Below are 20,616 nucleotides of genomic sequence, written 5' to 3'. Positions count from 1 at the left end.
TTCAACGCAGTGTAATAGTATCCCAACGCGACTAATATCACTAAGCCAACAGGAATAATCTGTAAACCGAATTGAACGATTTTGACAATAATGTGATTATGGCTTTTTTTCTCATCTTCGTAAGAACGTAGCACATTTTTGAAACGTGGCGCGATGATAATAATGCAGAACAACAATGAAACTATTGTATTCACTTGTCCAATCACATCATTTGCTAACCCATAATCAGTCACGTTACTAAATACTGATGTATTCAGTAATAAAACAACCGCTACAACAATACGTTTAATTACACTTTGAAAACGCACCGCACTTTGTTGAGAAAATTCAAAGTGACGGACAAAAATCCCATTCGGGCGAAATAAAGAAAGCCAAAACGTGAAGAACCACCAATAGCCCGCCATACTAAACGACCAATCCCAAAACTCAGTTGGATTTTTCATAAAGAAAAAGCCAAGCATTTGACAAATGGCTAAAAACCATAAAGTTCCTGAAAGCGTTAAAAATGCAGTAAGCAATAAGGCTTGTGGAGTATTCCACTGATTATCATATTTTAATCGGTTAATTTCGCCGTTAATTTTTGACAGGCGTTGTTTGATACGATCTTTGAATTTAAAAATAGCGCCACCAATAATAAACAAGCCCAAGCAGTACATCAGTAAGTAAGGCAAGTTACTGTAATTTGTTGGTAAACCAATTTTTTTCAAAATACCATCAACTTGCGCCATAAATGCTCGAGGCAATTCAGCAAACCAATCTAAATTGATAGGATTATTACTCCTAACCCAGAAACTTTGTTGCTCCAATTTTGATTGAATTTGATCACTAATTTGAGTAATTTGTTGCTGAGTAAGCTCTAAAGAAATAGCTAAATTAAGTTGATTATTCAATGACTTAATTAAGTCAGAAGCCATTTTACGACGTTCAGTTAGCAAATTAACTAATTGTGTTTTTTCAGCGTGAGTAAATTTCTCACCTTCATCTGATTCGACTTTAGCAATATAGGCATCTAAATCGTAAAGTTCATTACGTTTTTGAGTAATATCGAAAATTTGTACCCGCAAATCCGCAATTTGTTTTGATAAACCTTGAATATTTAAGTTCGTCGGTAATTTTTGTTTTTGTTGTTGAATAATACGAGAAAGCACCAATGTACCTTGTAATGCACTAATTTGCTCCTCGATGGTATGTTGAGTTTGAGTGAGACTATCAAACACATTGCGCATTCTTAAATCATCTTGTGTCAAGATGTTCGTCTTTTCAGTTTGTTGCAACAAATATTGACTCAACTCTGCATTACGCGCCAATTCTTTCTGAATATAAACATTTTTTGCACTATTTTGTTGCTGTTGCTGAACTTGTTCTACTTGGTTTTGAGTTTGCGCCAAGTTTTTCTGATTAATCACTTCTTGGAGCGCCACAATTTGTTGTTGTAGCAGTTGCAAACGAGCATTCAACAAATCATAACGGCTTTGATAAAGCAATGTCAGCTGATCGCTATTTTTCAATAAATCTTGGTTATAAGCGTTTTTTAAATCAATCAACTGTAATTCTATTTGATTTTTTTGACGTAAGGTTTTTGTAAGATTGCTATCGGCTAATTGTTGATTAATTTCTTGTGTGCGTTTCAAATTCTCAGTAAGACTAGTTTGTGCACGCTCAGATACAGAACTTTGCCCCGCTAATTGAGTATTAGCCTTGCTTAACTCAGTTTGGGTTTCCTGCTGTTGAACATTAAGTTTACTTAATGTAGCCTGTAAATCTGCTAAATTTTGTGCTTGATAATCGACTGATTTAGATTGTTCTAACTGCTTCTTAAACGCCAATAAATCTGCATTATTTTTCTTAATTTCACTATCAGCATGGGCTAAAACATCATATAAATCTTCGTTATTTTTTTGTTGAGTTTGAATGAGTTGCAATAAATCTAAAGAGGTTTGTAATTCATTAATAAGTGCTGTTTTTACATCACCATCAGCCATTTTTTGCACATCAGCTAAATCTGCAGTGAGTTCTTGCTCCGTAGGTAATAATATTTTGCTTTTGTTTGCAGCAAATGTTGGAGGCACCGTTGCCCAACCAATTAAAGCTGTAGCTAAAAGTGCGGTGAAAAAACGTGATGTTTTCATAAGTTACCTGTATTTTTTATTGTTCGTTTATTTGTTTTGCTAACCAATCGGCAAGCACTTTACGTGATATTTTTATTGCGCCAGCAGATAAATCTACTGGTAATTCATAATAAGCTATTGGCTGTTTAAAACGAGCCAATTTATCTTGTAAAAATTCAGTGAGTTTTTCGACCACACTTTGATTAAAGGGTTCATTCAAAGCAACAATCGCAACTGGGCGATAGCCAAATTCATGATCGGCTTTGGGTAAAACAAAAACTTGTTTCACCGTAGCATTTTTCAGCATCACTTGCTCTATTTCTTCTGGCTGAATATTTTCACCGCCTGAAATAAACATATTATCAAGTCGTCCGATAATAACCAGTTCGCCTTTTTGCAAAATGCCCTTATCTTTTGTCTGAAGCCAGCCGTCGCTATTCGTTAATGGAAAAATTTGTCGATCTTTCCAATAGCCCATCGCCAAACCAGCACCTTTTAGCCAAATTTCATCATTTACTAAGCGATACTCCCTGCCTAATAACGGTTGCCCTACGCCTTGTTTTTCATTAGATTTTTTGGCAAAAACCGTAGAAGCCATTTCCGTCATTCCGTAGCCAGAATACGTTTCGATACCATATTTCACCATTTTTTGTGTAAGTTCTGTCGGAATATGCGCACCGCCCAGTAAAATATGACGTGTAGAAAATGAAATACTCGGATTTTCCTGTAAATAATCTAATAAACGCTGTAATTGCGTTGGCACAAGAGAAACGTGAGTCGTCTCCAATAATGAAGCGTAAAAATCCGTTTCCGGAAAATGCAATTCGGCGCCACAACTCAACCAACGCCAAACAATACCTTGACCTGAAACATGATATAACGGCAAGGAAAGTAGCCAAGAATGTTCACTATCGAACTTCATCAATTCGCATACGCCCTTCGCATTATCTAAATGCGCTTGAACATTATGCACTACCGCTTTTGGCAAACCTGTCGAGCCAGACGTGAGCGTCATTGTAACAGGGCGAAAGAAATGAGCTTTTTGTATAACTACATCAGCTTTGGGAAAATACCTCAAATCTTCATCATAAAAACAAAAATCGATATGATGAACATCACACAATTCTGTAATTTTTTCTTGCGGAAAAGCCGGATTAATACCTAGAATTTTTGCACCCAGTTGGATTGTAGCAAGATATAAAAATAAAATGTTTTCTGTATTTTTTCCGACAAAAGCAACCGCACTTTCAGGATTTACACCTTTATTTTGTAAGAAGGAAACAGTTTGGTTCACTTTCTCGGCTACTTGCGCCCAATTAAAAATATCGCCCTGTGCAGTGCGCAAGGCGATTTTATGAGAAAACTTAGATTGGAGAGCAAATTCTTGCCAAGGATACATCATTAATTTACCGTGAAATATGCCCGCACTTCGTCAATTAAACTTTCAGGCAAATCCATTGATTGCATGGCACCTTCCAACATCAGCATTTTACGACCACTGTTTGTATTAGTAATAACCCAATAAGGCGTATCTGGAATTTGTTTTGGTTTTGTATGATTGCCGGTCATTAACAATGTTGCTTCATCGCGCGCAAAATAAACTCGAGTACGGCCTTGTAAAGATTCTGTGGCTTGCGCAAAACTTTCAGGATTAGTGCGATAAAGCACGCGCAAAATAGCCAAGAAACGCGTAACAGCTTTGCCTTCCTCTTGAAATTCTGTCGAGTTCAATAAGGTTTGAACTTTTTCTACGATCTGATTAATTGCAGTTATCGGCTGTTTTTTCGTCGGTTTTACACTTTCTGACTTAACAAGTTCAGGCTGTACTTCTACTTTTGATTCTGTTTTTTCGTTATTTTCAGCCGGAGCAAATGTTAAGTCATCAGCAAAAACACTCGCATGTGCCGGTAAATTAAGCAAACGGCGTAAAATATCCGAAGCACTTTCCCCAATAGAGCGGGTTTGGCTCGCAATGTATTGGTATAATTCTTCATCAACTTCAATGATCTTCATTTTTTTCTCTCTGTTTGCTAGAATTTTTTTAATTATAGCGACTTCTTTACAAATTCTCACGCAAAAATTATGGCAAATTCATTGCTCAATTATCAATTTCATCAAGTAAAACAAACGATTAATTCTCCAACTTTAGTTTTTATTCACGGTTTATTCGGGGACATGAATAACCTTGGCATCATCGCCAGAGCTTTTAGCGAAAATTACAATATTTTACGCGTAGATCTGCGCAATCACGGCCATAGTTTTCATTCGGAAAAAATGGATTATCAACTTATGTCGGAAGACGTTATCGCAGTAATCCGCCACTTAAATTTATCCAAAGTGATATTAATTGGCCATTCCATGGGGGGAAAAACCGCCATGAAAATCACCGCACTTTGTCCAGAATTAGTCGAAAAATTAATTGTAATTGATATGTCTCCCCTGCCTTACGAAGGATTTGGACATAAAGATGTGTTTAATGGCTTGTTCGCTGTAAAAAATGCAGCCCCTCAAACTCGTCAAGAAGCCAAACCGCTCTTAGAAAAGGAAATTGGTGATCAGGATGTCGTTCAATTTATGCTGAAATCTTTTGAACCCAATTCACCTGATTATTTTCGCTTTAATCTCACCGCACTTTTCAACAATTACGCTAACATTATGGATTGGGAAAAGGTGCATGTACTCACGCCGACGTTGTTTATCAAAGGCGGAAATTCTTCTTATATAAAAATAGAGAATAGCGACAAAATTTTAGAACAATTTCCTCATGCGACGTCTTTTACTATTAGTGGTTGTGGGCATTGGGTACATGCTGAAAAACCTGAATTTGTTATACGTGCGATAGCGCGATTTGTAAATAAGAATTAATTAATTTAAATGAGAATACTTTTGTAGTATACTCCCACATAATTTAGGGTATATCCCCTATTTATAATCAATACGTTAAATTTTAAAAGGAAAGAAAAATGGCAGTTGTTGGTCTATTTTATGGCAGTGACACAGGCAATACCGAAAACATCGCGAAAATGATCCAAAAACAATTAGGTAATGACTTAATCGATATTCGTGATATTGCAAAAAGTAGCAAAGAAGATATTGAAGCATACGATTTCTTACTTTTCGGTATTCCGACTTGGTATTACGGCGAAGCACAAGCTGACTGGGATGATTTTTTCCCAACGTTAGAAGAAATTGATTTTACAGATAAACTCGTAGGTATTTTCGGCTGTGGCGATCAAGAAGACTATGCTGATTATTTCTGCGATGCTATCGGCACCGTGCGCGACATCGTAGAACCGCGCGGCGCAATCATTGTGGGTAACTGGCCAACTGAAGGTTATACTTTTGAAGCATCAAAAGCATTATTAGAAGATGGAACTTTCATTGGGTTGTGTATTGATGAAGATCGCCAACCTGAACTCACGGCAGAACGTGTAGAAAAATGGTGTAAACAAATTTACGATGAAATGTGTTTAGCCGAGCTCGCTTAGAATTTTTCACATAAAAGGAAGGGAACTTTATGTCTGAAGAAAACATTAAATTACTTAAAAAAGACTGGATTAAAAATCACTGAACCTCGTTTAACGATTCTTAGCTTAATGCAAGAACACAAACACGAACATTTCTCAGCAGAAGATGTGTACAAAATCCTACTTGAGCAAGGGAGTGAAATTGGCTTAGCGACCGTTTACAGAGTATTAAATCAATTTGACGAGGCTCATATTCTAATTCGTCACAATTTTGAAGGTAACAAATCTGTATTTGAGCTAGCTCCAACTGAACATCATGATCATATTATCTGCGAGGATTGCGGAAAAGTATTTGAATTCAGTGACAATATCATCGAACAACGTCAACGTGAAATTAGCCAACAATATGGTATTAAGTTAAAAGCACACAGTTTATATCTTTACGGTAAATGTAGTGATATCAATAAGTGCGATGAAAACAATTCAAATAAATAACATCACTAAGGCGACTCAATGTCGCCTTTCTTATATTCAAATTTTATCCGAAAAAATAACCGCTCTTTTTTAAAGTGCGGTTATTTTCTATTTGAAATTTTGAGGATTAATAAACACCTTGTGCCAGCATAGCATCAGCAACTTTGACAAAACCTGCTACGTTTGCGCCTACCACATAGTTGATATTTTCTTGCCCCTCAATCGTGCCGTATTTTTTACAGTTTGCGTGAATATCTAACATAATTCGATGCAATTTTGAATCTACTTCTTCTGCAGTCCAATACAAACGTTGTGAGCTTTGCGCCATTTCTAAACCTGAAGTCGCTACGCCACCAGCATTAGCCGCTTTACCAGGTCCAAATAATACACCTGCAGCCTGTAAGGCTTCTGTTGCTTCAATGGTAGTTGGCATATTGGCGCCTTCAGCGACCAATCTCACGCCATTTTTAATTAAAAGTTGAGCATCTGAAAGTTCTAATTCATTTTGAGTTGCACAAGGAAGCGCAATATCAACTTTCACTTCCCAAGGGCGTTTACCTTCAAAATATTGCAAACCAAATTGTTCTGCATAATCTTTCACGCGACCACGTTTTACATTTTTAATTTCTAAAAGTGCGGCTAATTTTTCAGTAGTAAATCCCTCCGCATCATAAACATAGCCTGATGAGTCAGAGCAAGTCACCACTTTTGCGCCAAACGATAATGCTTTTTCAATAGCATATTGCGCTACGTTACCAGAACCTGAAACCGATACGACTTTACCCGCAAAGCTATCGCCTTTTTCAGCCAACATGGCTTGAGCAAAATAAACTAATCCATATCCCGTTGCTTCTGGACGAATTAAACTACCACCAAAAGATAATCCACGCCCAGTAAAGACGCATGCTGCTTGGTTCGATAATTTTTTCATATAGCCCGCTAAATAACCAACTTCGCGCCCACCAACACCAATATCACCCGCAGGCACATCAGTATCCGCCCCGACATGGCGATAAAGTTCAGCCATCAATGCTTGGCAAAAACGCATGACTTCTGCATCTGATTTCCCTTTCGGATCAAAGTCCGAACCACCTTTTGCTCCGCCCATAGGCAATGTAGTTAAAGCATTTTTAAAAATTTGCTCAAAACCTAAAAATTTTAAAATAGATAAGTTTACTGATGGATGGAATCGCATACCGCCCTTAAATGGACCAATTGCACTATTAAATTGCACTCGGAATGCACGGTTAACTTGCACCTGACCATTGTCATCGATCCAAGCTACACGGAATTGAAATGCACGTTCAGGCTCGACTAAACGTTCTAATAATCCCTCTGAACGATATTTAGGATTCGCTTCTAAAAAGGGCCAAATAGAAGTAAATACTTCTCTCACCGCTTGTAAAAACTCAGGTTGATGACCATCACGTTGAGCGACTTTTGCTAAGAATGCATCTAAGGAAGCAACTGTTGACATAATGAATTTCCTTCTTTGTTGTTGATGTTGTGTGTATTGTGTTTTTTATTATGTTCGCCTCATAGGCTCGCAATGACAATATGCAATGAGCGATTTAACGTTGCAATAATTTTTATGAAGGAAATTTAAAGAAAAACAAAACAAAAAGAAATTATCTAAAAAATCACCTTATCTATTAAATATAAAATAAAAATAAAGATAATAACCTAATAAAATGATGCTGTTTTAGGTGAAAATATGAAACTTTTACTAAGCTATAAATAACATTTATTCGTGAATAAAGAAAAAATATTGTTTTATGAAAAAACAACGCGAGGATGACATCAATGCAATAAAAAAGGGGCTAAGCCCCTATTTAATATATTAATCGATTTATTATTCTGTTTTTTCTGATTCATCGTTGTTTTCAACCGCAATTTCATCGTCTTTAGGTTGATAAAAACGAGCTACTAATAGGCCAAGCTCAAAGAGCAAGCACATCGGTACTGCGAGTAAAGTTTGTGAAAAAACATCAGGAGGCGTTAAAAGCATGCCGATAAAAAACGCTCCCACGATAATATAAGGACGTTTTTCGGAAAGAGCTTTCACAGTGGTAACGCCAGTCCAGCAAAGTAGAATGATAGCTATCGGTACTTCAAAACACACACCAAACGCTAAAAATAATGCCAAAGCAAAATCTAAATAGCTGCTGATGTCTGTTGCAATAGCAACACCTTCTGGTGCAGTTTGTGTAAAGAAACTAAAGACAAACGGGAACACAACGTAATAAGCAAAAGACACGCCACAATAAAATAAAATCGTACTTGAAAATAGCAACGGATAAATCATCCGTTTTTCATGTTGGTACAATGCAGGCGCAACAAAAGCCCAAATTTGATAAAGCAAATAAGGGACAGAAATAAAAACAGCAACAATCGCTGTCAATTTAATTGGCGTAAAGAAAGGCGTTTGAATATTGGTTGCGATCATCGTCGCACCTTTTGGCATAACAGCCGTTAAAGGTGCAGCAACGAAATGATAAATATCATTAGAAAAATACACCAATGCGACAAAAACCAATACGACACAAATCACACAGCGTAATAAACGGTTTCTTAGCTCAACAAGGTGTGTAATTAAAGGTTGAGATTCATCCACATTACTCATAAAAACTCGCTATGATTCAGTTTTTGAAGATTGAGATTTTGGTGCTGGAGCGATGTCAATCTCATCCGGCGGATAATAATCAGATAAACGCTCAGTCAATTCTGCTTGCTCGTGGGCTTCAAGTGCGGTTAAATCTGCAGGTTTTTTTTCTACTTCAGGTAAAGTTTCTGTAGAATCCTCAGTTAATGCCACATTTTGAGGCTTTTCTGCATTTTCAGCCGCACTTTTAATTTCTTTAATTTGCTCTTCCACCGTTGTACCAGCTTGAGCCGCTTTATCTTCTAGCTCTGCTTTCATTTTATCTGCTTGAGCTTTTAATTCTTCCACCGTTTTACTCAATTCTGGTGAAAGGGTTTGCAAGTTCAAAGATTCAGCTTTTTTGATACTATCCTGTAATTCTTGCAATTTTAGTTCTTGTTTCAACTCATTTTGCACATTGGCAGCTAAACCACGAATCGTTTTCACCCAGCCCATCACTGTGCGAATAGCGATAGGCAAACGCTTCGGTCCTAGCACAACTAGGCCAACCACCATTAACAAAACAAGTTCTGAAAAACCAATATCAAACACGGATTAAGCCTGTTCTTTCTCTTTTGTGGTTTCAGTTTTTGCAGATGTTGCATTATTGTCAATAGACTTAAATTCAGCATCCTTTGCTTTTTCATCATCTTGCATTGCTTTCTTAAAGCCTTTCACAGCAGCGCCAAGATCTGAACCCGCATTTCTTAATTTTTTCGTACCGAAAACCAATAAAATGACCACTAATAAGATAATCATTTGAGCAGGGGATAAACCAAACATAATAAACTCCGTTCTGTAAAAAAGAAAAAATTTGGGTCGGAATATACCCTTTTTACCCACGTAGAACAATAGCTATCGCGGATTATTTTTATGTTATTCTGATCTTAATCATAAAACTCAATTTTTAACTTGTTTATGTAATAAAAAAGTTAAAAAATTTATCTATATGCCAAAATGAGATAAACAATCTACAGATTTTCTATAGCTAAATTTAACAAATTCGTTATGTTGGAAAAGATGGATATAGGTAACTATGAAATTATTGTAAGTATAACTAGTGCAATCTATTTGATGGATAGGTAACTATTCCAATATAGTAACATAAGCCATCGCTTAGAGCAGATTACTACTTTATCTTCAATATCAAAGCATTCGGCGTGATAACGGTAAGACAATCTTAAAAAGCGGTTTATTTTTAGCTAAATTTTGACCACTTTTCCCCTTTTAGGTCGTTTCAGGAATCTGCGGCAAATTTACGGCTTCCACCGAGCCTAATGCTTTGGCTTTTTGATAAAATGCTAACTTGTATTCCAGTAAGTTTAAATAGCGTTTTAATTCAGCAATCTGGCACTTCACATTTTCTGTTTGGCTTTCAAATAATGCAAGGCGTTCGTCAATGGTATCGTCGCCAATGGTGGTACATTCAGCGAAGCGTTTGATGTCTTTTAAGCTCATTCCTGTATTTTTCAAGCATTGTAATAAACTCAACCATTGCAAGTCGTTATCTGTAAAACGGCGATTGCCGTGTTCATCGCGTCCAACGTTAGGCAATAAGCCCTCTTTGTCGTAAAAGCGTAAGGTGTGGGCGGAGATACCGATTTTTTCGGCAGCTTTAGCGGTGGTGTAAGTCATTTCCCTTTCTTCCCAATAAAAAATTGCAAAAAACGCTTGCCTTAGAGTGAGCTCTAAAGTGTAAACTGTTGCTATCTTGCTTAGGCAAGGCAACTTTGTCAATGAATTAAGAGGAAGAACAATGGAAATTAAACAAATCAATTCAACAATCAAATCTCGTGCGGCGGTAGCATTCGCCCCAAATCAACCCTTACAAATTGTAGAAATCGACGTAGAAATGCCACGCAAAGGCGAGGTGCTAATCCGTAACACTCACACTGGCGTGTGCCATACTGATGCATTTACGTTATCAGGAAGCGATCCTGAAGGCGTATTCCCAGTAGTGCTTGGGCACGAAGGTGCCGGTGTAGTTGTCGCCGTGGGCGAAGGTGTGTTAAGCGTAAAACCAGGTGATCACGTTATTCCGCTTTACACCGCAGAATGTAGCGAATGTGAGTTTTGTCGTTCAGGTAAAACTAACTTGTGCGTCTCAGTGCGTGATACACAAGGTAAAGGCTTAATGCCAGATGGCACGACACGTTTTTCTTATCAAGGTCAGCCTATCTATCACTATATGGGCTGTTCAACCTTCAGTGAATATTCTGTTGTTGCAGAAGTGTCACTGGCAAAAATCAATCCAGAAGCGAACCACGAACAAGTATGTTTACTCGGCTGTGGTGTTACCACAGGTATTGGTGCGGTACATAACACAGCAAAAGTACAAGAAGGCGACTCTGTTGCCGTGTTTGGCTTAGGGGCAATTGGTTTAGCTGTGGTGCAAGGTGCACGTCAAGCCAAAGCGGGTCGTATTATCGCCATTGATACTAATCCTGCAAAATTCGAGTTGGCAAAACAGTTTGGTGCAACGGATTGTTTGAACCCGAACGATTACGATAAACCGATCAAAGATGTGTTGTTAGACATCAACAAGTGGGGCATTGACCACACCTTTGAATGTATCGGTAACGTAAACGTAATGCGTCAAGCATTAGAAAGTGCACACCGTGGTTGGGGACAATCCATTATCATCGGCGTAGCGGGTGCAGGACAAGAAATTTCAACGCGTCCGTTCCAGTTGGTCACAGGTCGTGTTTGGAAAGGCTCCGCATTTGGTGGCGTGAAAGGCCGCTCTGAACTGCCGAAAATGGTGGAAGATTCAATGAAAGGTGACATCCAGTTAGAACCGTTTGTGACTCACACAATGACACTCGATCAAATCAATGAAGCCTTTGAGTTAATGCACGAAGGTAAATCGATCCGCACGGTTATTCATTACTAAGGTACGCTATGAAACTTATTGAACAACATCAAATTTTTGGCGGTTTGCAGCAAGTTTGGGCACATGATGCCCAAACGCTTCAATGCGAAATGAAATTTGCCGTCTATTTGCCAAATAATCCGGAAAATCGACCGCTTGGTGTGATTTATTGGCTTTCCGGCTTGACTTGTACGGAACAAAATTTCATTACTAAATCAGGCTTTCAGCGTTATGCAGCAGAACATCAAGTGATTGTGGTTGCCCCTGATACCAGCCCTCGCGGAGAGCAAGTGCCGAACGATGCAGCTTACGATTTAGGGCAAGGTGCGGGCTTTTATCTTAATGCGACCGAGCAACCTTGGGCGACGAATTATCAAATGTATGATTATATTTTGAATGAATTGCCTGATCTGATTGAAGCAAATTTCCCTACCAACGGCAAATGTTCCATTATGGGACATTCAATGGGCGGACACGGTGCATTGGTATTAGCACTACGAAACCAAGAACGTTATCAAAGTGTTTCTGCCTTTTCGCCTATTTTATCGCCAAGCCTCGTGCCTTGGGGAGAAAAATCCTTTACTGCTTATTTAGGGGAAGATCGTGAAAAATGGCAGCAATATGATGCCAGTTCGCTCATTCAACAAGGCTGTAAAGTGCAAGGCATGCGCATTGATCAGGGCTTGGAAGATGAATTTTTGCCAACACAATTGCGTACCGAAGATTTTATTGAAACCTGTCGTGCGGCAAATCAACCGGCCGATGTGCGCTTCCACAAAGGCTACGATCATAGCTATTACTTCATCGCCAGTTTTATTGATGAGCATATTGCCTATCATGCGGCATTTTTGAAGTAAGCCAAAGAGTGGACAATTTTCAAAGCTGTTTGGGATAGCCGGCACGAGGGCGGTAAAGATGTGCCGGCAAAAGTTTATTCCGTCTGAACTAGAGGAACCAAGCCTGAAACAATATCAAAACATTTCTTTAAATAAGAATCTAACTTTTTGGAAAGGTAGATGATCTCTTTCTAGCCATTTTATCTTTATTTCCAAATACGGGAATCAAATATTTTCTTACGTAATTCAGGGTGTTCGTCAATTTTAAACTCTGGCGTTTTTCCTTCTTTAAGCTGGCGTTGATAATCCTTCATCAATTTCCATACGATTGGCGACAACATCAAAATTGCGATCAAGTTAATAATTGCCATGACTGCCATTACCGTATCTGCGAAATTCCACACTACATTGCCTGAACGAACCGAACCAAAATACACGAAGAATAGCACCATTAAACGGAACAAAAATACAAACCAAGGTTTATTCTTGATAAAACGGATATTACTTTCCGCATAAGCATAGTTACCAATAATAGAAGAATAAGCAAATAACAATAAGATAAACGCTAGGAAATGCACCCCAAATTCACCTATGTGATATTGCAAGGCATTTTGCGTAAGTGAAATACTTTTTAGCGTTTCGCTACCATAATTATTTGAAAGCAAAATAATCACGGCAGTACAAGAACAAACAATCATGGTATCAACAAACACACCCAACATCTGTACTAAGCCTTGACTAACAGGATGTTTAACATGAGCAGCAGCCGCTGCATTAGGCGCAGAACCCATCCCAGCCTCGTTAGAGAATAATCCGCGTTTAATTCCCATCATCATTGCTTTTGATACCAGCGCACCAAACATTCCGCCAGCGGCAGCGTCAACACTAAATGCACTTTGAATGATACGATGAATCACAGAAGGAATCATATCAATATGCATGCCAAGAATAATCACAGCCATAATCAAATAGAAAAGCGCCATCATTGGCACAAGACTACTCGAAATAACCGCAATACGCTTAACACCACCGAAAATAATAAGTGCGGTCAAAATTACTAATGAAATACCGACATATTCTCCTTTCCAATTCCACGCATTGCTCGTTGCTTCCACAATGGAGTTCGCTTGTACAGAATTAAAGGCAAAACCAAATGTAAAAATTAATGCAAGCGCAAAAGCCACTGCCATACAGCGTGATTTTAAACCTTGCACAATATAATAAGCGGGGCCACCACGGAATGAGCCATCTTTATCTTGAATTTTAAATAATTGAGCAAGAGTGGATTCAGCGAAAGCACTCGACATACCAATAAATGCCGTTACCCACATCCAAAACACTGCGCCTTCGCCTCCTAAGGCGATTGCCGTTGCAACCCCACCAATGTTACCTACACCAACGCGGCTCGCAAGACCTGTCGTAAACGCTTGGAAAGGTGTTAACGAACTCCCCTCCACCGCACGACCAAACCACATTTCACGAAGGCTTGCTGGGAATAAACGGAACTGTACAAATCCTGTTGTAATGGTAAAAAATAGACCCGTCCCAAGCAAAATAATAATTGTGGCATCCCATAAAGGTCCATCAAGGTGTGCGACTATCCAAGTTAGCACTTCTTCTAACATTTTTGAAAATTCAAATTCCATAATCATCCCTCAAGCGATAAATAATTTGATTGTATGGGTTTTCAATGAAAAGGCGAGATTTTTTAATAATTTCTCTAAAGAAAAGAAATACAAACAAGAAAAAATCTAATAAATTTAGAATATTCTAAATATTTTTCAAAATAAAGGGCGTATTATTTAAACACGCCCCACTAGTTTGCTGAATTATTTGGTTAAAAACAACGCTGCCGCACCACGCACACCACCGGAATCGCCATGTTTCGCTTTTTTAATTGGCGGAACTTTTGCTGTCCGCATCAAATGAGGCGGGAGTGCTTTTGGTAAAGCCTCATAAAGGTAATCAAAATTAGATAATCCACCACCTAACACAATCATATGAGGATCAAATGCCGTAATAATATTGCCAATAGAAATCGCCGCTAATTCAACAAAAAGATTCACAAAATCTACCGCACTTTCATAGCCTTGATAGAACAAATCAATAATTTCACGAGCGGATAATGTTTCGCCTTTCAAATCTCGATAAAGCATTTCAAAACCGCGACCTGACAGATAATTATCCAAACAAGCCTTGTTGCCACAACCACATTGATAAATTGGGGCTTTATCCCATCCCAATAATTTCAAGGCATGATAATTTAGTTGTAAATGACCAAGCTCTCCCGCCATTCCTACTTGACCTGAATGAACTTTACCGTTTAAGACAAAGCCACCACCAAAACCAGTCCCAAGAATTAAACCAAGTACAGTCGGATATTGCTGATTTTCCGTATCCCACGCTTCAGATAACGCAAAACAATTTGCGTCATTTTCAGCCCGCACTTCTCGGCCTAAACGCGCAGACAGATCGCGTAAAATTGGTTTATTATCTGCCACACGAATATTGGTAATTTCGGCTAATCCAGTTTGTTGATTAACAAAACCAGGTACGCCCAAACCTACGGTGCCCACTTCACCAAACTTTTCATCAGCACGATTCACTAAATCTACAATCGTGTTAAGCCATTCTTCATAGTCGTTTTTAGGTGTTGGCACCCGTTCAGAATATAATTTTTCTAATTTTTCATTGAATACGGCAAGCTCTATTTTCGTGCCACCAATATCTAAACCATAATACATAATCTACCCCTTATAAAGAAGTGCGGTTAAAATTAGCCAAAATTTTAACCGCACTTAAATCATTATTTTATGACGAAGATCGCCTTTTTCTTCAAAAAGGCAAAAATAATGCTATTAATCAACCATGCCAGTAATGTCGCTACCAATAAATCAATTGGGTAATGCATGCCTAATCGCACACGGCTAATCAACATCAACAAGCCCCACGCCGCAATACCCACCACCAGCAATTTTGCTTTAAAAGAACGGTTACCCAATAATTGGGTAAAGCCAACAGCAAGCATAAGCCAAGTTGCCGCAAAAATTGTATGTCCAGAGGGGAATGAATACCCCGTTTCATTTTCATAATGATGAACTAACCAAGCTGGTGTGATGGCATCCATCGCATAAAAATCCTTAGCTATTTCAGCACGCAAAGTGCGGTCATTTTTATAAAAGTTTTCAGGCGTTGAATGAGTTTGCTCAGCCAGATAAACGGTGAATGGACGAGGTTCTTCAAATAATGCTTTAGCCCCTGTTTTTGCGGCTTGAGTTGCAATAACTGAAATCCCCATCACAATTACGCCTAATAGCCATTGTTTTGGATTTTTAAATAAAAACGCGAACAAAAATGTAAACAACACACAGGTGATCAACGCATAAGGTACGCTACCCGTTTCAGTGAGCAAATAAAGCCAATAATCAGCTTCAGTTAATTGGCTATTGCCATGCCACTGATAGGAAATACCCCAAATAAAAAATGGTACAAGACAAAGTAATAACGTATATAATGACAGTCTTTTAAACATGCTCGCCCCTTGATAATAAAAAATAACGCGCGCATTCTAACAGAAATGACTACGAATAAGGATCACTTTATGGCAAAAATTCAGCTAGTTGCCCAAGCTAATTTACCTACTGAATACGGCATTTTTAAAATGGTGGGATTTGAATTTCCAGATACAAAAAAAGAACATGTAGCCTTAGTGATGGGTGATATTTCTAATGCAGATGAACCTGTGTTAGCACGTATCCATTCTGAATGTTTAACTGGCGATGCACTTCACAGCTTAAAATGCGATTGTGGGTTCCAACTGGCGACAGCATTGAAACAAATTCAAGAAGAAGGACGTGGCGTCTTAATTTATCATCGTGAAGAAGGCCGCGGAATTGGTTTGATTAATAAAATCCGTGCGTATTCTTTACAAGATAAGGGAATGGATACCATTGAAGCCAATCTTGCTTTAGGTTTCAAAGCAGATGAACGTAACTTTGAGGTCTGTGCCGATATGTTCGAGCTACTTGGTGTCAAAAAAGTTCGCTTGATGACCAACAATCCAGAAAAAGTAGAAACCATGAAAAAAGCAGGTATCAATGTGGTTGAGAGAGTTCCGCTTAATGTTGGCGAAAACCGCTACAACACAAAATATCTTGATACTAAAGCGAAAAAAATGGGGCATTACATTGTGCATAACAATGATGAACAACATTTAATGACTTGCCCACATTGCCAGGAAGAGATTATTTGATACTTCTTAATATATAAAAAATTAACTGAAACTAACCTTCCAGATTGATATAACCTTTAGAAGTCTCAATTAAGGATTTTTATTTAGAACTTTCTAGTAACTAAAAGATACGATCCATTAATACATATTAAGATAAAAAGAATAAATCTTATGTATTAAATGGATCATATTCTTAACTAAGAATGAACCTAAAGTTAATTATAAAAATAAACGCTAACGTTATTTATATGAATTATTCTTGCATTCAGTATTTTCTATTAAATAAAAACCATCTACGCGGCCCACAATAACACAGCCAATAACTGTGGCGACATTATCCGCAAGAACATCACCAATGGATACACTGTTGCATAAGAAAGTGCTGCAGCACCATTATCTTCTTTAATTTCATTAGCAAATGCTAAAGCTGGAGGATCTGTCATTGAACCGGCAAGTAAACCACATATTGTAAGGTAATTCAGTTTACCATATAGACGAGCCAAAATACCGGTAATCATTAATGGAATAAAGGTGATAAAAATACCGTATCCCATCCATTCAAGGCCTGAGCCATTCAATAAGGTGTCAAAGAAACTTCCGCCTGATTTTAAACCTACCACAGCCAAGAAAAGAACAATCCCTATTTCGCGCAATGCCAAGTTAGCACTAGGTGGCATAAACCAGTAAAGTTTACCAATCGTACCAATTCTCGCTAAAATCAACGCAACCACCAATGGCCCACCAGCAAGTCCTAATTTTAACGCGACAGGGAAACCGGGAATATAGAATGGAATCGAACCAACAAGCACACCTAAACCAATACCGATAAACACAGGTAACATCTGCACTTGAAGCAATTTTTGTTGTGCGTTACCAATTACGGAAATCGCTTTGTTTAGCACATCGGTATGCCCCACCATATGAAGTACGTCACCAAACTGCAAGGTTGTATTCGCTGTTGGCACTAATTCAATACCGGCACGATTCAAGCGAGAGATCACCACACCATATTTTTGATGAATACCCAAAGTGCGGATCTTTTTACCCAAGACTTTTTCATTAGTAACCACTACACGTTCGGCACGAATCTCTCCACTATAAGAGGATGTTGGCGCATCTACCTCATGACCAATAATCAAGCGCATTTTGGATAGAGCGGTATCATCGCCGACTAATTGTAAAATATCATTGATACGAATTTCTGTGCTAGCCTTTGGAACAATTTCCATGTCCTCGCGTTTTAGGCGAGAGCAAACCACTTCCTCATCACTAAATCCTGGCACTTCAATCAGCATCAAACCATCTAAATTTTGGTTGGTCACTTTTAAAGAAATATTATGTAAACTTTCCTTATCTTGACCACTCTCTGCATTAAAACGAGCGGCTTCATCGTCCACTTTTACTTTAAAAAATAAGCGGATTAACCACATTGCAAGCAAAATACCACAAATCCCGAATGGATAAGCCATCGCATAAGACATCCCCATTGTCACTGTAGTTTGTTGCACGCCAAGTTCAGTCAAAATTTGCTGACCAGCACCAAGGGCTGGCGTGTTAGTTACCGCTCCAGCATAAATACCAAGTGCAATATCTAACGGAACATCCGCAACCTTATGCACTATTACCGCAGCAACAGAACCGAGTACAACGATTAAAATGGCAAAAGCATTGAGCTTTAAACCTGATTTTCTTAAAGATGCAAAAAAGCCAGGTCCAACCTGAATCCCAATCGTATAAACGAACAGAATCAAGCCAAACTCCTGCACAAAATGCAACGTACGCGCATCTAATTGCAATCCATATTGATTGGTGAAATGAGCCACAATAATGCCACCAAATAGCACACCACCGATGCCAAGTCCAACTCCTCGGATCTTCCAATGCCCGATCCATAAACCAATTACGGCAACAAGGGCAAGAAGACTAATCGTGATTGCAATATCACTCATATTGACCCCTTAAAAATGAAATCTAACTCCTTCGGATTATATCCAAGTTGTTTTTTGAAAACCTTAACCAAACTCAAAAAATGCTACGTTCGTCACATTTTTTCTTGCGAAATTGAGCATAGACTCTACAATACCGAAAATTTTTGACCCTTTTACAAAAAGTGCGGTTATTTTTCACCGCACTTTTATCTCGGATGGAATATTTATGGATTACGGCCAAGAAGCCATTACTTCTCTTATTTGGATTTTACAAACGTTAGCCATCACCTCTGTCGTCTTTAGTTTTGGCATTTTTCTTTTGGTATGTTTTACCCAATGGGGAAAACAATTTTGGATGTTTGCAGGTGGCTATCTTTCACCTAAACGCAGCATAAAACCTATCCTATTCTTTCTGCTTATTGTTGCAATGACATTACTCAGCGTACGTATCAGCCTTGTACATTCTGAGTGGTACAAAAATATGTACACATCATTGCAAGAATTTAATGAACCTGTATTTTGGCAACAAATGGGCTTGTTCTGCGTCATTGCCGCAAGTTCTGTTTCAGCAGCATTAGTAAGCTATTATTTAGAGCAACGTTTCGTCATCAACTGGATTGAGTGGCTTAACGAACAGCTTGTTGATAAATGGATGGCACACCGAGCCTATTACAAAACCCAGTATTTATCAGAAAATCTAGATAACCCCGATCAACGTATTCAACAAGATGTCCAATCTTATGTAAAAACCACGCTTTCTTTAAGCACTGGAGTCATTGATGCGGTCACCTCTATGATCTCTTACACGATTTTGTTATGGGGATTAGCGGGTCCAATGATGGTACTTGGCGTGGAAATTCCACATATGATGGTGTTCTTAGTGTTTGGCTATGTCATTTTCACTACCCTCATTGCATTTTGGCTCGGTCGCCCATTAATATCGTTGAATTTTATTAATGAACGCTTAAACGCAAACTACCGTTATTCTTTAATTCGCATAAAAGAATATGCCGAAAGCATTGCTTTTTATGCAGGTGAAAAAGTAGAAAAAAATCAGCTTTACCAACAATTCAATGCTGTCATCCATAACATGTGGGTAATCGTATTTAGAACGCTAAAATTTTCAGGATTTAACTTAGTTGTAAGTCAAGTTTCTGTCGTTTTCCCATTGTTAATTCAAGTTGGGCGTTACTTTGAAAAACAAATAAAACTCGGTGATTTAATGCAAACTTTACAAGTATTTGGAAAATTGCACAGCAATCTTTCATTTTTCCGTAATACTTACGATAGTTTTGCTGGGTATAAAGCGACGCTCGATCGTTTAACCGGTTTCAGCTATGCCATTGAAATGGTGAATCATGAATCGCAAGCACAAATCCACAATCACCCTACAGATGTTATTTTTAAAAACTTAAGTGTTAAAAATCCATTAGGTCACACACTGATAGAAAATCTCAACATTACGCTACCGCTAGGAACAAGTTTACTCATTCAAGGAAAATCGGGTGCAGGGAAAACGACACTTTTACGAACAATCGCTGGACTTTGGAGCTACGCAGAAGGTGAAGTAATTTGTCCAATAAATAGTCAGCTTTTCTTATCGCAAAAACCCTATTTGCCACAAGGAAATTTGATTTCAGCATTAACTTATCCCAATAAGCCCGACAATATTTCACATACGCAAGCGGTAGAAATATTAAATAAAGTGCAACTAGGACATCTGGCTGAACAATTAGAAAAAGAACAAGACTGGACGCGTATTCTTTCGCTTGGTGAACAACAGCGTTTAGCATTTGCTCGTTTGATTCTACACAAACCTGCCGTAGCCTTCTTAGATGAAGCCACAGCGAGCATGGATGAAGGTTTAGAATTTGCGATGTATCAACTATTAAAACAAGAGCTACCAAAAACCACGCTAATCAGTGTTGGCCACCGTTCAACACTGAAAACTTTACATCAGAAACAACTGACTCTACAAGATAAAGGCCAGTGGCAACTAATGTAAAAAACACGAAAAACAACTGTAATTTCAACACATTTTTTGGTACATTTAGCACAA

17 protein-coding genes and 2 pseudogenes are annotated in these 20,616 nt (G+C 38.3%); 7 read left to right on the top strand and 12 right to left on the bottom strand.

Translation table 11 applies throughout. The features are described from left to right. From AAX18_RS07620 to seqA, 3 genes and pseudogenes are all read right to left on the bottom strand, one after another. Positions 1–2,129: pseudogene (locus AAX18_RS07620) on the bottom strand (mechanosensitive channel MscK); the annotation flags it as partial. A 16-nt stretch (positions 2,130–2,145) separates the two neighbouring features. Beyond that, positions 2,146–3,507: an o-succinylbenzoate--CoA ligase gene (gene menE, locus AAX18_RS07615; RefSeq protein WP_046953459.1), complete on the bottom strand. Its 1,362-nt coding sequence runs from the start codon at positions 3,505–3,507 to the stop codon at positions 2,146–2,148. 2 nt (positions 3,508–3,509) lie between these two features. After that, the gene (gene seqA / locus AAX18_RS07610) at positions 3,510–4,121 is read right to left on the bottom strand and encodes a replication initiation negative regulator SeqA (protein ID WP_046953455.1); all 612 of its coding nucleotides are present in this window, start codon (positions 4,119–4,121) and stop codon (positions 3,510–3,512) included. Between the two features lie 69 nt (positions 4,122–4,190). Here seqA and AAX18_RS07605 point away from each other — a divergent pair, with 69 nt between their 5' ends. From AAX18_RS07605 to fur, 3 genes and pseudogenes are all read left to right on the top strand, one after another. After that, positions 4,191–4,973, top strand: a complete 783-nt coding sequence (locus tag AAX18_RS07605; RefSeq protein ID WP_046953454.1) for an alpha/beta fold hydrolase — start codon at positions 4,191–4,193, stop codon at positions 4,971–4,973. A gap of 98 nt (positions 4,974–5,071) precedes the next feature. Then, positions 5,072–5,596 (top strand): flavodoxin FldA, encoded by a 525-nt coding sequence (fldA, locus tag AAX18_RS07600; RefSeq protein WP_005629135.1) that lies wholly within the window; start codon positions 5,072–5,074, stop codon positions 5,594–5,596. Between the two features lie 29 nt (positions 5,597–5,625). Further along, positions 5,626–6,070, top strand: a pseudogene (gene fur / locus AAX18_RS07595) (ferric iron uptake transcriptional regulator). Positions 6,071–6,176: 106 nt separating this feature from the next. Here the strand turns inward: fur and gdhA are convergent. The 5 genes from gdhA to AAX18_RS07570 form a co-directional block, all read right to left on the bottom strand. Beyond that, complete coding sequence (gene gdhA / locus AAX18_RS07590; RefSeq protein ID WP_046953453.1) at positions 6,177–7,526, bottom strand: NADP-specific glutamate dehydrogenase; 1,350 nt, start codon at positions 7,524–7,526, stop codon at positions 6,177–6,179. A 375-nt stretch (positions 7,527–7,901) separates the two neighbouring features. Continuing rightward, a complete protein-coding gene (gene tatC / locus AAX18_RS07585) occupies positions 7,902–8,672 on the bottom strand; it encodes a twin-arginine translocase subunit TatC (RefSeq protein ID WP_046953452.1) in 771 nt (256 codons plus the stop codon). Positions 8,673–8,681: 9 nt separating this feature from the next. Further along, positions 8,682–9,242, bottom strand: coding sequence for a Sec-independent protein translocase protein TatB (tatB, locus tag AAX18_RS07580; RefSeq protein ID WP_046953451.1), 561 nt, complete (start codon positions 9,240–9,242; stop codon positions 8,682–8,684). A gap of 3 nt (positions 9,243–9,245) precedes the next feature. Continuing rightward, complete coding sequence (gene tatA, locus AAX18_RS07575) at positions 9,246–9,473, bottom strand: twin-arginine translocase TatA/TatE family subunit (protein ID WP_005629124.1); 228 nt, start codon at positions 9,471–9,473, stop codon at positions 9,246–9,248. A gap of 444 nt (positions 9,474–9,917) precedes the next feature. Then, the gene (locus AAX18_RS07570; RefSeq protein WP_007526955.1) at positions 9,918–10,325 is read right to left on the bottom strand and encodes a MerR family transcriptional regulator; all 408 of its coding nucleotides are present in this window, start codon (positions 10,323–10,325) and stop codon (positions 9,918–9,920) included. Between the two features lie 121 nt (positions 10,326–10,446). On the opposite strand from AAX18_RS07570, the gene AAX18_RS07565 reads away from it, so the two are divergent. Next, on the top strand, positions 10,447–11,583 hold the full coding sequence (locus AAX18_RS07565; protein WP_005629122.1) for an S-(hydroxymethyl)glutathione dehydrogenase/class III alcohol dehydrogenase: 1,137 nt from the start codon (positions 10,447–10,449) through the stop codon (positions 11,581–11,583). Between the two features lie 8 nt (positions 11,584–11,591). Beyond that, positions 11,592–12,419 (top strand): S-formylglutathione hydrolase, encoded by an 828-nt coding sequence (gene fghA / locus AAX18_RS07560; protein ID WP_046953450.1) that lies wholly within the window; start codon positions 11,592–11,594, stop codon positions 12,417–12,419. Positions 12,420–12,604: 185 nt separating this feature from the next. Here the strand turns inward: fghA and AAX18_RS07555 are convergent, their stop codons facing one another. The 3 genes from AAX18_RS07555 to AAX18_RS07545 all read right to left on the bottom strand — a co-directional run bounded on the left by AAX18_RS07555 (position 12,605) and on the right by AAX18_RS07545 (position 15,930). After that, positions 12,605–14,044, bottom strand: coding sequence for an alanine/glycine:cation symporter family protein (locus AAX18_RS07555; RefSeq protein WP_046953449.1), 1,440 nt, complete (start codon positions 14,042–14,044; stop codon positions 12,605–12,607). 183 nt (positions 14,045–14,227) lie between these two features. Next, the gene (gene nagK / locus AAX18_RS07550; protein ID WP_046953448.1) at positions 14,228–15,142 is read right to left on the bottom strand and encodes an N-acetylglucosamine kinase; all 915 of its coding nucleotides are present in this window, start codon (positions 15,140–15,142) and stop codon (positions 14,228–14,230) included. Between the two features lie 62 nt (positions 15,143–15,204). After that, positions 15,205–15,930: a phosphatase PAP2 family protein gene (locus AAX18_RS07545; protein WP_005629113.1), complete on the bottom strand. Its 726-nt coding sequence runs from the start codon at positions 15,928–15,930 to the stop codon at positions 15,205–15,207. A gap of 69 nt (positions 15,931–15,999) precedes the next feature. Between AAX18_RS07545 and ribA the strand changes: the two genes are divergently transcribed. Continuing rightward, positions 16,000–16,650: a GTP cyclohydrolase II gene (gene ribA / locus AAX18_RS07540; protein WP_005629111.1), complete on the top strand. Its 651-nt coding sequence runs from the start codon at positions 16,000–16,002 to the stop codon at positions 16,648–16,650. A gap of 272 nt (positions 16,651–16,922) precedes the next feature. Here the strand turns inward: ribA and AAX18_RS07535 are convergent, their stop codons facing one another. Continuing rightward, positions 16,923–18,578, bottom strand: coding sequence for a putative transporter (locus AAX18_RS07535; RefSeq protein ID WP_046953447.1), 1,656 nt, complete (start codon positions 18,576–18,578; stop codon positions 16,923–16,925). 205 nt (positions 18,579–18,783) lie between these two features. On the opposite strand from AAX18_RS07535, the gene AAX18_RS07530 reads away from it, so the two are divergent. Continuing rightward, positions 18,784–20,562, top strand: a complete 1,779-nt coding sequence (locus AAX18_RS07530; RefSeq protein WP_046953446.1) for an ABC transporter ATP-binding protein/permease — start codon at positions 18,784–18,786, stop codon at positions 20,560–20,562. Positions 20,563–20,616: the final 54 nt, after the last annotated feature.

This window comes from Haemophilus haemolyticus, from assembly GCF_001008205.1.
Classification (GTDB): domain Bacteria; phylum Pseudomonadota; class Gammaproteobacteria; order Enterobacterales; family Pasteurellaceae; genus Haemophilus; species Haemophilus haemolyticus_Q.
The sequence above is the reverse complement of the archived record's forward strand: the minus strand, read 5'-3'. Positions and strand labels throughout refer to the sequence as shown.